This is a genomic window from Blastopirellula sp. SH421 (genome assembly GCF_057808535.1).
On the sequence record NZ_CM173712.1, the window covers coordinates 1,600,423 to 1,614,640 of the forward strand.

The 14,218-nt window shown below is 56.5% G+C and carries 9 protein-coding genes; 2 read left to right on the top strand and 7 right to left on the bottom strand.

Annotated features, from left to right (window positions below):
* Positions 1-125: 125 nt before the first annotated feature.
* The 4 genes from SH421x_RS06610 to SH421x_RS06625 form a co-directional block, all read right to left on the bottom strand.
* Positions 126-1,601, bottom strand: coding sequence for a neutral/alkaline non-lysosomal ceramidase N-terminal domain-containing protein (locus SH421x_RS06610; protein WP_488854622.1), 1,476 nt, complete (start codon positions 1,599-1,601; stop codon positions 126-128).
* A gap of 114 nt (positions 1,602-1,715) precedes the next feature.
* Positions 1,716-3,176: a hypothetical protein gene (locus tag SH421x_RS06615; protein WP_488854623.1), complete on the bottom strand. Its 1,461-nt coding sequence runs from the start codon at positions 3,174-3,176 to the stop codon at positions 1,716-1,718.
* A 503-nt stretch (positions 3,177-3,679) separates the two neighbouring features.
* Complete coding sequence (locus SH421x_RS06620; RefSeq protein WP_488854624.1) at positions 3,680-4,762, bottom strand: protein arginine kinase; 1,083 nt, start codon at positions 4,760-4,762, stop codon at positions 3,680-3,682.
* A 60-nt stretch (positions 4,763-4,822) separates the two neighbouring features.
* Positions 4,823-5,356, bottom strand: coding sequence for a UvrB/UvrC motif-containing protein (locus SH421x_RS06625; protein ID WP_488854625.1), 534 nt, complete (start codon positions 5,354-5,356; stop codon positions 4,823-4,825).
* A 345-nt stretch (positions 5,357-5,701) separates the two neighbouring features.
* On the opposite strand from SH421x_RS06625, the gene trpE reads away from it, so the two are divergent.
* Positions 5,702-7,201, top strand: a complete 1,500-nt coding sequence (gene trpE / locus SH421x_RS06630; RefSeq protein WP_488854626.1) for an anthranilate synthase component I — start codon at positions 5,702-5,704, stop codon at positions 7,199-7,201.
* Between the two features lie 73 nt (positions 7,202-7,274).
* On the opposite strand, the gene SH421x_RS06635 is transcribed toward trpE, so the two are convergent.
* Both SH421x_RS06635 and SH421x_RS06640 read right to left on the bottom strand, forming a co-directional pair.
* Positions 7,275-9,176, bottom strand: coding sequence for a LamG-like jellyroll fold domain-containing protein (locus SH421x_RS06635; RefSeq protein WP_488854627.1), 1,902 nt, complete (start codon positions 9,174-9,176; stop codon positions 7,275-7,277).
* Positions 9,177-9,358: 182 nt separating this feature from the next.
* Positions 9,359-9,847, bottom strand: a complete 489-nt coding sequence (locus SH421x_RS06640) for a hypothetical protein (protein ID WP_488854628.1) — start codon at positions 9,845-9,847, stop codon at positions 9,359-9,361.
* Between the two features lie 414 nt (positions 9,848-10,261).
* On the opposite strand from SH421x_RS06640, the gene SH421x_RS06645 reads away from it, so the two are divergent.
* Positions 10,262-13,201: an FAD-binding and (Fe-S)-binding domain-containing protein gene (locus SH421x_RS06645; protein ID WP_488854629.1), complete on the top strand. Its 2,940-nt coding sequence runs from the start codon at positions 10,262-10,264 to the stop codon at positions 13,199-13,201.
* A 7-nt stretch (positions 13,202-13,208) separates the two neighbouring features.
* On the opposite strand, the gene SH421x_RS06650 is transcribed toward SH421x_RS06645, so the two are convergent.
* On the bottom strand, positions 13,209-14,096 hold the full coding sequence (locus tag SH421x_RS06650; protein ID WP_488854630.1) for a diacylglycerol/lipid kinase family protein: 888 nt from the start codon (positions 14,094-14,096) through the stop codon (positions 13,209-13,211).
* Positions 14,097-14,218 lie beyond the last annotated feature (122 nt).

Sequence of the window (14,218 nt, forward strand, 5' to 3'; positions counted from 1 at the left end):
GACCGGGGCTAAGATCGTCAAGAACGAGAATGACAACTGCAAAGGGGCAGTTGTCATCATAGTTTGATCTTTAGGCGGGAACAATCAACCTGCAAGTGGAGGCCCGGCTTCTCGATCTGCGCCGCTTACTTGGCGGCGGCAGTTGGCGTCAACGACTGCTCTAGCTTTAGCAACTCGGCGACAATCTTGACTGACGCATCCGTCTCAACCGAGTTAGTCCCCAGCCAGGTTTCGTACCCACCCAGGCGATGTTGTTCTGGAGTTGGCAGATAACCATACGATCCGTTGGCCAGTTCGATGGTGAACGACTTAGCGAGCGGCGTGCGGGCCTTCAGTTCGAGACCCGTTTCGGTAAACGTTTCAAACGGAATTGCGGTGATCGCCAGATCGCCGATCCGCAGCGCTTGCAGCGGGACTTGGATCTCTTCGGGAGATTCCTGCAGTCGATCAATCCGGTCGGCGTAGATCAGTTCACGCGCATGGTCTTGCTTGCCGCCAGCTTGGGCCCGTTCGCGAACTTCCTGGAAATGCTCGATCATCTCCGGCGTCGGCTTGCGAACTTTTAGTGGCAGATCGCTCATCGCGGCGTCCAAGGTGACATAGTCTTGAAACTCGAGTTTCGCATTGGCTTGCTCGACTTTGGCGGCGACTTTCTCGGCCACTTCTTGCATCTTCTCGTAGCGACCATATGACTTGCCGTTTTTCTCGGCAAAGTTAATGTTGTTCACATCGCCGCTGGTTCCGTTCGACAAGATGCCAACGAAGGCCGGAGTCTGGTCCGTGGCGTTCAGCTTTTGCTCAATGAATTTGGCGAAGTAGCCAAAGTAATCGGCCGAGACATCGCCGGCTGGTACGCCCCCCACGTAGTGCAGCGAGTAATTGGCCAGCAGCGCGATTGGGCGGCCTTCCTTGCTTTGGATCGAGATGAAGCTGACCTCGGGATCGGTCGGACCAGCCGGACGATCGAGTGCGGCGCTTCCTCTCGGCGGATTCATCCGAACGCGATCAATGCCGCCAAACGGATTGCTCAGCAGTCCGGCGTCTTTGACATACCAGCGACGGTTGAACACTTCGGACGGCTCGTCGATTGCCCCCCAGGCGATCTTGGCCGGTTCTAATTGGTTGATCGCGCGGCGAACGCCATCGGCGATGCGGCCTGCTAGAAACGATTGATATTCAGTCGGTTGGGCATTCGGCAAGATGTAGAAGGGACCACGCGCCGTAGTCGCCGAATGGGTATGAGTCGCGGAGATCAAGATATGGCTGGCCGGGATCTCGGTCTCTTTCGTAATCTGTGCTTTGGCGGCATCCAACACTTCGCGCGGAATCCCGACGTTGTCACAGACTACGATCGCCAGCTTAGTTTGTCCGTCATCTAGCACGATGCAGCGTGCGTGCAGCTCGTCATGAATGTGCGTGGCCGGAATCGGTTGCCAATTGCCGACAATCATTTCCCCCAACGGCGGCGTGATGTTGCTGGTCGCGGCGCCTGCGCGAAAGATCGGTTGCGCTGCTTCGGCGGCAAGCACGGCTGATTGTGACGAGCTCGCGACCAGCCCCAAAGTCAACAAGATGAGGGGCGTGAAGATCATACGGGTCATAAAGCGGCATCTCCGGCAAGTTGCAGATTGGAAAGGCGGGAACAAGGGAATAGGTCGTACGAAAGGGTCAAACGGGTTTTAGAAAGGACCTCGTTTGTGGTTTACAACGACCTCTTATTCACGTGCTTTGAGGGTTTGCTGTAATTGGAGCAACGTTTTGGTAAGTTTGGTCGAAGCGTCAATTTCTACGACATTGGTCCCGAGCCAGGTTTCATATCCACCCAAGCGATGATGTTCTGGAGTGGGCAAGTACCCATAGCAGCCGTTCGCCAGTTCAATGGTGAAGCTGCTAGGGAAAAGGCTTTCTGCTTTGAGCTCTAGCCCGATCTCGGTAAAGGTTTCAAATGGGCTCGCATTGATCACCAAGTCGCCGATCCGAAACGCCTGCAGCGGCACATTCACCACAGCCGGCGATTGCTGCAACTGATCAAGCCGATCGGCATAGATCACTTCATGAACGTAGAGCGGCGCCTCACCGGCTGCCGCTCGTTTGCGTACTCCGACGTAATTCTCCAAGATCTCAGGAGTCGGTTTTCGCACGGTCAACGGCAATTCGACCAGCTCGGCGTCTAGTGTAAGATCATCGCGAAATTTTAGAGTCGCATGCGCTTCCGCCACTTTAGTTGCGACACGCTCGGCGACTTCCTGCATCTTTTCGTAGGCAGCGTAAGCCTTGCCATTGGATTCGCGAAAATTGATGTTGTTGACATCGCCGCTCGTGCCGTTGGACAAAATGCCAACAAACGCTGGGATCTGATTTTGGGCGTTTAGCTTTTTCTCGATGAACTTGGCGAAGTAGCCAAAATAGTCGGCTGAGACTTCGGTCGCCGGAACGCCTCCTACGTAGTGCAGCGAATAGTTCGCCAGCAGTGCGATGGGGCGCCCTGATTGACTTTGGATCGAGATAAAGCTGATTTGCGGATCGATAGGGCCGGCGGGACGATCGAGGGCAGCGCTCCCCTGCGGCGGATTCATGCGCACCTGATCAACGCCGCCAAAGGGATTCCCCAGCAACGACGCGTCCTTCACATGCCAGCGCCGATTGAAGATTTCGCGTGGTTCGTCGATCACCTCCCAGCCAATCTTGGCCGGCTCAAGCTGATTGATCGCACAGCGCACGCTATCGGCGATCCGGCGAGAGAGAAACTTCTGATACTCGGTCGGCTCCGGATGCTCAAGCAAATAGAACGGACCACTCGCGGTTGTCGCCGAATGCGTATGAGTGGAAGCGATCAATTGATGGCTCGCCGGGATACCGGTTTCTTGCGCGACAAACTGTTTCGCCTGATCAAAGACTTCCCGTGGGATGCCGACGTTATCACACAGAACGATCGCCAACTTTGAGTGGCCATCATCCAGCACGACACAGCGTGCGTGCAGTTCGTCATGAATGTGGGTTGCCGGAGTTGGTCGCCAGCCGCCGATAATAAGTTGTCCTAGCGGCGGTGTAATGTTGCTGGTCGCCGCGCCTGCACGCAACGTGGGCTTCGCTGCATCCGCCGCCCAGGCCGCATCGGTTGATATTACGAGACATCCGACAAGCAAGAGTAACTGACTAATTACAAAGCGTGGCATGGAGATTCTCCGTCGAACGTCGGGAAGGAATGTCGCCGCAGGGGAAGGATCGTCGGTTGGGGGGCAGGAACCGAGGAAACGATCCTCCAGCTAGGAGGGAGGGAATTTACATGAAGGGGATACGGCAAGATTTGATATTATCGGATCGCTGAGCGGTCGGCAATCAAATTCTGGGGGGGAGAAAATCTTATCCGTCGTAGCCCGTTGCCCCAATTATTTTAAGGGACGCTATTTGGCAGGACGAAAAAATAGAACGCGGAGGACACGGATGAATCACGGAATTACACGGTAAGAGAGGATATTTGTAATCTCCCGGGATGTTGAATCTGTTTGACGAATCAGAACTATTGAGAAATGTATGTCTGCGTGACGCTCAAACAGAAATTTCTGAACGTGTAAATCCGAGATTCATCCGCGGTATCCGTGTTCCACTCTTTCTTTGTCCTCAAATACCGCATTTCAATACATGCGCTAGCGGACTACGAAAGCAAGGAATCGCCGCTCTAGTTTTGATCGGCGCCGTCTTTTTCTTTTTGTGACAGATAACGGCGCAGATAGAGGGCCCGCTCCGAGTTGCGGCCTGCTGTGTCCAGCGGTCCGCCCCGCAGTTTTTGCAGATGGGCCGGTTGGGTATCGACAAACAGCTTATTGATATCGGCGATTAGCAGATCGTCGATCAAGCCCAGGTTAACCCCCATCCGGACGCTCGACAGCAAGTGCATCGTCTCTTCGCTGCTGATCGTTTGCGCGGTGCGCAGGATGCCATAGGCGCGACTGATCTTGTCGTGCAGGTCTTGTTGATTTTGCTTCAGTAGGAAGTCGCGCGCACGGCGTTCGTAGTCGATGATCATCGGCACGACGTCGTGGACCTGATTACGGAGTTCAATCTCGCTGCGGCCCAGCGTGATTTGATTGCTGATTTGGTAGAAGTCCCCCATCGCTTGCGAGCCTTCGCCGTACAAGCCGCGGACCGCCAGATTGATCTTCTGCAGGCTGCGGAAGACTTTCTCGATCTGCTGCGTAATCACCAGCGCCGGCAGGTGCAACATTACGCTGACGCGCATGCCGGTCCCCACGTTGGTCGGACAAGCGGTCAAATAACCAAGCTTGTCATGAAACGCGTAGGTCAATTTGCTTTCGAGCAAATCGTCTACTTCGTTGATTTGATCCCACGCAGCGACCAAGTCAAAGCCGCTCTTCATCACTTGGATCCGCAGATGATCTTCTTCGTTGATCATCAGGCTTAGCCGTTCGTTCGCGTCGATCGCAACGCTCCGGGCGCCTTCGGCTTCGACCAGTTCGCGGCTGATCAACTGGCGCTCGGCCAGAAAGTGCCGATCGACGTCAGAGAGCTCATCGACGCGCATGTAGGCCAGGTCGGTCAGTTGCGGGACTTCGGCCAGCCGATCACGAACCGCTTTGTCGATCGCAGCGCGATCGGCCGGGGTGCAGCGCCGGATAAAGGGAAACTCGGCGATGTTGCGGGCCAAACGAATTCGGCTGCTAATGACGATGTCGGACTGGGGGCCTGCACCCTTCATCCATTCGCCGGCTCGTCCTGTCAATTCGTTAAGGTCCACGTTCATCCTTGGGCACACTTTGAAGTGGCGATTTCGGGAGGGTAGTTTCTGGATCGAGTTGGCGACTTAAACGCTGTGCTCGTCGTCGGAGTGTTCTTCGCCTTCTTCCAAGTTGCGGATCGTATCTCGCAAATCGGAAGCACGTTCGTATTGTTCGAGACGGATCGCCTCGTTCATCTCACGCCGCAATTGTATCAGTTTCGTTTGGCTCTCGGTGCTGCGCTTGTGCGTCAGGGGGTGTTTTCCCTTGTGCAGCAGATCGCCGTGAATATTGACGATCAACGGTTCTAGCTCACTCGCGAAAAAGACATAGTCGTGCGGACAGCCGAGTCGCCCTTGATTACGGAACTCATAAAAGCTGATACCGCAAATCGGACAACACTTTTCGTCCAGCTTTTCCAATTCTTTTGCGGTGTCGGCGACCTTCAGCTGCTGGGCCAACATGCCGGCCAGCGACGCTTTACCAGGCATGCCGGTGCCGGGGGTCTGCATGAGGTATTTTTGCGCGCAGCCCTCACAGAGATGGATCTCTTGCGGCTCGGCGCCGGTTAGTTCTGTGATATGGAACGTCGCCGGTTTTTCGCATTGCTGGCACTTCATACCCACACCCCTTTTTTCCTCGAACAACGGCCGGTGCGGCGAACCTTGATCAGTGGTGCGCCACTACATCAGAGCGTCTGTCGCCGAATGCGTCGACCTAAAGTCAGCCGTCGGACCTAGATAAGGCGCCCAACGACAACTGGATTCTATCGGGGCAGGGGACCGCGTCAAGACGATCCGACCCAAGCATGCAGTTACTTGGCCGCGGCCTAAGTCGTGCATTTGCACTGGCTTAACGTCGCGCCGGCATTGCCGCTAGACCGCTGCCTTGCTAGGCTTGGACGCAGCCTGTTTGGTCACCCTGCTATCACCAATTCCCGGCCGCCAGCGCCGCTAGAAAACCTGATGCCGCACGCACCTGACTTCGCCCAATTTTCAAAACTGGCCGCTGACCATGATTTGGTCCCTGTTTTTCGGCGGCTGATCAGCGATTCGCTGACTCCAGTTTCGGCGTTTCACAAGCTTGACGATGGCCGCCCGGCTTGTTTGTTCGAGAGTGTAATCGGCGGCGAAAAGATTGGCCGCTACAGTTTTCTCGGGTTTGAGCCCGATTATCACTTAGCCGCGACACGTAGCGAAGTCACCGTCACCACCGGCGACAAAATCGAAAAGTTCTCTTGCGAAAATCCGCTCGAAGAGCTGCGCCGCCGACTAGCCGATGTCCGCGTCGCCCACCTAGATGGGTTGCCGCCGTTTACCGGCGGAGCAATCGGATACGCAGGCTACGACGTGATTCGTTATGTCGAAAACCTTCCCGACGCCCCTGCCGATGATCGCGGTTTGCCCGATCTGTCGTTCGGCTTCTATCATCGCTTGGTCGTGTTTGATAACGTCGCCAAAACAGTCGATGTGATCGTGCTAGCTCCATGCAACGACAAAACGGAAATTGAGCTAGAAAAAACGTACAAAACTGCTTGCGGCGAAGTGGACGGCATTGTCAGCAAGCTATCAACGTTTGACGCTCAGCTGGTCCCCACCGACATTGATACCGGCGGTCCCGTGACGCTGAAGTATGAATCGAACTTTACCCAGGCCGAGTTCGAGCAAGCGGTTCGCGGTTGTGTCGAGTACATCCGCGCCGGCGATATCTTCCAAGTCGTGATTAGTCAACGCTTGCAAACCGAGATCAGCTGCGATCCGTTCGAGCTCTATCGCACGCTGCGAATTGTGAACCCCAGCCCGTTTATGTTCTTTCTGCGAACCGCCGAGACCACGCTGGTCGGCAGCTCGCCTGAGATCATGGTCCGCGTTGTCGACGGATTGGTCACGGTCCGTCCCTTGGCCGGCACACGTCCGCGAGGCAAAAACGAAGCAGAAGATGACGCGTTGGCCGAAGAACTATTGGCCGATCCCAAAGAGCGGGCCGAGCATGTGATGCTGGTCGATCTCGGCCGCAACGACGTCGGCCGCGTCGCCAAGTACCGCAGCGTCGAGATTTCGGACGTGATGGTGATCGAACGTTATAGCCACGTGATGCACATCACGTCGAACGTCACCGGACAGTTGCGCGACGATTGCGATGCGTTTGACGCGCTGGCTGCTTGCTTGCCGGCTGGTACGGTCTCTGGGGCTCCCAAAGTTCGCGCGATGGAAATTATCGACCAGTTCGAGACTCGTCGCCGCGGTCCCTATGCCGGCGCAGTCGGCTACATCGACTACAGCGGCAACATGGACACCTGCATCGCGCTGCGCACCATCGTCATCCAAGACGGCGTCGCCTACGTCCAAGCCGGCGCCGGCATGGTCGTCGACAGCGACCCGACCAGCGAATACCAAGAGACGCTCAACAAGGCCCGCGGCCTGTTGAAGGCGATTGAGATTACGGAACGCCGCGCGGGAAAGTAGGGGTAATGACTAATTTCTAATCCTGCCCCTTATGTCTAATACAGATCGATCGGCATTAGACATTAGGTTTTCATCATTCATTCTCGCGTTTCAGCTTCTTCTCAATCACAAACGTATCAAACAAGTGATTGTCCAGATCATACGCTTTGAACTCCAACTTCCCGTGGTTCACGTAGACCATCGCCCAGTGATGTCCGCGGTAGATGTTGTTTTGGAAGAAGGGACGTGTGGGGCCGGCGGTTTCTAGGTGGCCGCCTCCGCCGCCGGTGATCATGTAGACCGGCGCGCCGTCTTGCACCGCTTTGTTGGCTTGGATCGGCCAGGTTCTTTCGTAAGAGTGAATGTGTCCCGACCAGACGATGTCGACCTGATATTTCTCGTACAGCGGAGTTAGTTGACGAACTCGCAAGTCGCCGTGCGTGCCTTTGTTGGTCTTCCATAGATTGCCGTAGTCATCCCCGTCCGATGAGTAAGCCGGGTGATGATGACAGACAAATTTCCAACCGGCGGTAGATTCGGCCAATTGTTGTTCAAGCCATTTGTATTGCAGACTATCGGGATCAACTTTCTGGTTGGTGTCGATCATGAAGAACTGCGCGTCGCCGTAGCGGAACGTGTAGTGATACTCGGGATCAGGGAGCGACATATAACGATAGTAGTTTATCGAACGACCATCTTTGTAGCTGTAGGTTTCGTGATTTCCAATCACTGGGTAAAAAGCGACTCGGCTGATCAACGGGTGCATGCTGCTGAAAAACTCGTGCGTCCATTGGCGATCATCGCTGCCGGTGTTGACCAGGTCGCCTGCGTGCAGCAAAAAGCTGGGCCGCTGACCCCACGCATATTCGGCCAACTTGCCGGAGACCGCTGGATTGCCTTGCGTGTCGCTCATGATGGCAAACGCGAACGGCGTGTCGCGATCATCGATCGCCGTTCGGAATGTCAGCACTTCGCTTTCTAGCTTGGCGCCGTCCGCGGCGACCGTTTCGGTGCGATAGAAGTATTGCGTGTCAGGCTCCAGTCCTTCGATCCGGACTTCGTGCATTTCATCGGCGCCGGGCGCTTCGACTTGCTTGTCACAAGCGTCCGTCTCGCCGTAGTGCACCAGGGTCGAGCCCTGTTTGTTGGTGCGCCACATTACCGTCATCCCCGTCTGCGTGCCGTATTGCAGATAAGGTTGGATGATGTAATCGAGCGGACCCGCCACGTTGTAGGCAGGCAACTTGGCGAGCGCCTGACCATGCTCAAAATCATGCGCAACCCAGGCCGCTTTGGCCGCCATGTCGTAAAGCGATAGTTCTCGAATGCGCCCATGCATTGGGTGATCTTCGTTCGAGTCGCGATAGCCGGCGACGACCAGCGGAGCACTGTTCGGATACAAGATCTCGCCCGATTGGACGTCACTGGATGCGTCGAGCTGGCCGTTTACGTACAACTCCAATAGCTTGCCATCGTAAACAGCGACCACATGGTATAGCTTGCCCGGTTCGTACTTGGTCTTCCCCTTGAGATAGGTCATTCTGCCATCGCCGTCATCGGCGCCTTGGGTCGCTAGGCCGATGTAAAACGACTGTTGGTCGTAGCCCAGGATCCAGCCTTGCTCGGCGTCGCCGTTGTCTTGCAGCACGCCGACGATCCCGCCCCATTCCACTGGCGAATTGATTGCGACCCATGCGGCGATCGTAAAGTCTTGCTTGGGCAGAAACCCAGCGACGCTCTTCAGGTCTTTCGCGATCAAGCCGCCGGTCTCTAGACCTGAGAAGAGGATCGCTTCGCCGAGATCATCTTTGGCGATGGTCCGCTTCTTGGTCAGCTGAATATCAGGCCCCAAACGCGATTTCAGTAGATCGCCGTCGATCGCTTCGGCCCGAAACTTCCAGTGGGCGACAGGATCAGGTCCGTCATGAGCGAGCAGCTTTGTTGTTTGCGTGGAGAGAATCGAAAGCGTCAGCAGAGCGGCGGTCAACAGGCGCATCGGGCAAACTCACTTCAGACGGCGAGGAAATCAAACTAGCAGGGTTGAAAGAGTCCAGAACCGAACTCTATCTCATCCTAGTTTTGCGACTGGCCGATCGAAATGACAAAACGCGCAATTTCATTGACTCTATGCCCGGTCTGGCGGAGAGAAGTTAACCCGCTTTTCATGCGAAAATTACTTTAGCCAATCCAGCCGGCGACGATCTCTTCGACCTGGTCCCCGTCGAGCGTCTCATGGGCGATCAAATTATCGGCGATCGCGGCGAGGGCCGCCCAATGATTTTCGGCGTCGAGCAATTCATGCAGCTGCCGCGTTACGTCCTCCAGATAGCGGAGTCGCTTCTTCTCATCCCGAAACAACGGCGTGGCCGCTTCCCATGCCGACTCCCAGTCGAGCTCCCATTCGGCCACATGCCCCGGATGAAACGGATTGCCGCTATACAGCATCTCGGCGACCGGTCCGGCCAATGCGACCAGCACCATCTTTTGTTGTCGCTGCTTCGGAGTGAACTGCGAAAGTCGCCACTCAATCTGCGCATCACCAAACCGCTGCGGCCCTTCGTCATCTTCTGGTTCAATGGTCAGCCGAAGTACGCGAGCCCCGACTAGGACCGCCATGAAAGCGTGACCCGATTCGTGATAGGCGATGGTTTCTTCGTCGTCGTTCATGTGAGCTGCTGCACACGGTTTTGAATGCTATTTGGAGGCAATATTTGCCGATTGACCGAACGCACGGATTTCAGGTCGAATTTTAGCAAAGTCCGAACCTACAGATCGCGCCAACTGAGTGGCTGAGAAATCCCGCCAAACCCACGATCACGGCAGCTCTCAAAAAAATTGCAATGGTCCGTTCTCACAGCAGGGGGGACAGTGTTGCGCAACCTTCCCCGCCGCCCCAAACTGACATCTGAGCGATTACAGTAAGATGAAAAACATTTTCTGTGGTTCTGTCCGATAGGCCGACTGGCCGCTCCCACAATCCGCTCCTGGATTTGATAAAATCGCTAGATCACCTTCCACTTAGCATCGATCGATTCTCCTCACTGCTTCCGCCGCTCCGCACATCAATAAAGCATCGTTGATATGAAAAAACTGTTTGAACCTGATCCGCTGCGCATTCTCCCGGTCGATCATCAGCCAACTGACGATCGTGCGCCGGACGAAATTGCCGCCGGCTCGCCGGCTTGGTTGCGGGACGATCTGGTCGAGATGCTCGGCGCCGATCAGGTGTTGTCGCGGCCGATCGACTTGATCAAGTACGCCAGCGACGCGAGTCCCTATCGGCTATTTCCGAAGGTGATCGTGCTGCCGCGGCATGTCGAGGAAGTACGGCAGATCTTCGCCTACGCCAAGCGCAAGCAACTGCCGGTTACGATTCGCGCCTCGGGATCGAGTCTCAGCGGTCAGGCCCAAGGCGACGGCATCCTGATCGAGGCGCGCCGTCATTGGGCCGGTTGGACGATTGAAGAAGAAGGCCGCCGATTGCGGGTCCGTCCCGGCACGGTGCTGTTTCGGGCCAACTTGGCGCTGGCCCCGCACGGTTATCGGCTGGGTCCGGATCCGGCCAGCGGCAGCGTCTGCACGATCGGCGGCGTGGTCGCGAATAACTCTAGCGGCATGTGCTGCGGCACCGCCCAAAATTCGTATCAAACGATTGAGTCCCTCACCTTCCTACTGCCGACAGGTCATTTGATCGATACGGCGGCGGCGACCGCGGCCGAAGATTTTGCGAGCGCTGCGCCGGAGTTGGCCGCTGGCCTGCTCGAAATTAAACAAGAGATTGAAGCCGATGCTCCGCTGGTCGAGAGGATCCGCCGGAAGTTCAGCATCAAAAACACGACCGGCTATCACATGGAAGCGTTCTTGGACGCTGACACGCCGCTGGAGATTTTTCGGCGACTGCTGATCGGATCGGAGGGAACGCTCGCCTTTTTGGCCGAAGCAGTTTTTCGAACGGTGCCGGATGACAAGCAGCGTCTGACCGCGTTTTTGATTTTTCCCGACATGTACGCCGCGGCGGCGGCGGTTGCGCCGTTTGTCGAAGCAGGTGCAGCCGCTGTTGAGCTGACCGACCGGGCTTCGTTGCGATCAGTCGAAGGGAAGCCAGGCGTACCCGATCGTTGGCGCGAGCTGGGAGAATCAGCGACCGGTTTACTGATCGAATTTCGTGAGAGTACCGCCGAGCGTCGCGATGCTGCACTTGAAGCAGCCAATGCGGTGTTGGCCAGTTTGAATCTGGTAGAGCCGGCCGAGTTTACAACCGATCGCCGTTTGGCGGCCCATTTTTGGAGCGTGCGGAACGGCTTGTTACCGTCGGTTGGAGGTTCGCGCCCCCCCGGCACTTCGTTGATTCTCGAAGATGTTTGCTTCCCCAAAGATCGACTGGCTGACGGCGCGATTGATCTGCAGCAGTTGCTCGCCCAGCATCACTATGAAGGCTTTGTGTTTGGGCACGCATCGGCCGGCAATCTCCACTTTTTGATTACGCCGTCGCTCAATACGAAGGCCGATATCGATCGTTACGACGCATTCATGGCCGATGTCGTGACGCTGGTTGTCGACAAGTACGACGGTTCGCTCAAAGCCGAGCACGGCACGGGTCGCAACGTAGCGCCGTTTGTGATCCGCGAGTGGGGACCGAAGCTGACCGGGCTGATGTGGAAGCTGAAACGGCTGACCGATCCAGACGGGATACTCTCGCCAGGCGTGTTATTGTCCGACGACATTGCGTCGCATCTGCAAAATCTACACACGACGCCGATCGTCGAGGACGAAGTAGATCGCTGCGTCGAGTGTGGGTATTGCGAGCCGGTTTGTCCCAGTCGCAACTTGTCGACCACGCCGCGGCAGCGGATTATTTTGCGGCGCGAGATGATGCGGCAACCAGTCGATTCGCCGGTGACGTTGGCGCTGCTGCGCGATTATGAATACGAAGCGATCGAAACCTGCGCCGGCGATGGGATGTGCGCGATCGCGTGTCCGGTAAATATCAACACCGGCAATTTAATGAAAGATTTCCGTCGACAAGAGCATTCGCAATCGCAAGAATACGCCGCTAAAAAAGCGGCGCAAAATTGGTCGACCGTCGAGAGCATTACCCGCACGGCGCTCCGCGCAAATCAACTCTCGGCCAGCACGCTGGGCAAGTGGCCCGCCCAAGCGATAACGGGCGCGTCGCGCGCGATTGTCAGTAATGATCTGGCCCCAGCTTGGCTGCCGAATCTGCCGGCGGCGGCCAGCACCAAGCTGCCGAAGACCGATGCTGAGAAGGCGACCGCCGTTTACTTTATGGCTTGCGTCAACCGAATTTTTGGCGATACGCCCAACGCGAAATCGCCGCTCAGCTTGGCCGAAGTGATGGTCGCCGTTTCAGCTCGAGCGGGGATGCCGGTTTACATTCCGAACGACATTTGGGGCAACTGCTGCGCGACGGTCTGGCACTCGAAGGGTTATGACCAAGGGAACACGTTCATGGCCAACAAGATTGTCGAGAGTCTCTGGCGGTGGAGTGACGCCGGGCGCTTGCCGATTGTCTGCGATGCGTCGTCATGCACGCTGGGGATCGCCAGCGAGATCATCGAGTATCTGACGCCTGAGAACCGCGTGCGTCATGCGCAGTTGTCGCTGCTAGATTCGATCGAGTGGGCGCACGATCACTTGTTGCCTCATTTGCAGATCGCCAAGCCGGTCGATTCTGTTGCCGTCCATCCCACGTGCGCGACGCAGCACTTGGGATTGGGCGAAAAACTGCGTGCGCTGTGCGGAGCGCTCGCCGTAGAAGCGGTTGTGCCGATTCACGCGACCTGTTGTGGATTTGCCGGCGATCGGGGGCTGTTGCATCCCGAACTTACAAAGGCTGCGACCGCCGAGCAAGTTGCAGAGCTGGATCACCGCAAGTTTGATGGCTATGTATCCAGCAACCGGACCTGCGAGATCGGCATGAACCAAGCGACCGGCGCCGATTATCGCTCGGTGCTGTTTTTGTTGGAGGAACTGACGCGACCTGGCTCAGCTGCGCTGTAAAGATAGTTTAAAACTCAGGCCCCACGATCATCGGTTGCGCATTAGACAGCGTCGTAAAGGTGAACTCGTGACCGGTCACCAGTTCGCCGTCGACAGAGAACTCGAATTCTTTCTCGCTGCGGAGGTGGATTTTGGCGGCTTGGTGGTGAAAGACTGACTCGTGTTCCAGATAATTACCTTGCAAGAAGCTGGCGGCGATAGAACCGAGTTCGATGAGTCCCGCTCCTTGTAGCCCGGTGACTTCTAGCAAGCCATCGTTGATTTTTGCATTGGGGGCAATCTCGACACCGCCGCCGACGGTGCGTCCGTTGGCGATGGTCAGCGTCCAGAGATCGAGATCCTGCGGCGGTGCATCATCCAGAGACAAGCGGAGCGGATACTTTTCTAGCTCAGGAAGCGCTTCAAGGCTACCGCGGGCATACGCGAACGGGCCCCAAAATTGTTTGACTTCGTCACTGACTCGCTCTTCGACCTTGCGTTGATTGCCGCCGGCGGCGACGTTAATGAACCATTTCGCCCGACCATCATATTCAAGCTTCACGACGTCAACGTCGGCGGTCTGATTGGCGCGGATGGCGGCGATCGCCGCGACCGGATCGGGCGCGTAGCCGAGCGAGCGTACAAAGTCGTTGCCGGTGCCAAGCGGCACGACGGCGAGTGTTGGCCGAACCTTGCCTGAATGAAGATGATGGATCATGCCGCTGATGCCGCCGTCACCGCCGGCGACGATCACCAGGTCGCTGTCGGTCACCTGATCCAAGCAACAGCAGGCGTCCTCAAACGATTCTGTAGCGAAGAAGGAGTCGCCGGCCAGCGTTTGCAACTCGGCCTTGGCTTCTTCGGCGGCGGCGCCTTGGCGTGCGTTACGATTCCAAATGACAACATAGCGGCGCATGGGAACTTCCTGCGGAGAGAGATGAAACGGTAACGTTTCATTCTAGAGCAGATTTCGCGCCAAACCGAGAAGTCTGCTTTTGTCCGGCAAAAGGGTGCTCACCGCGATTCCCCAAACAGCGC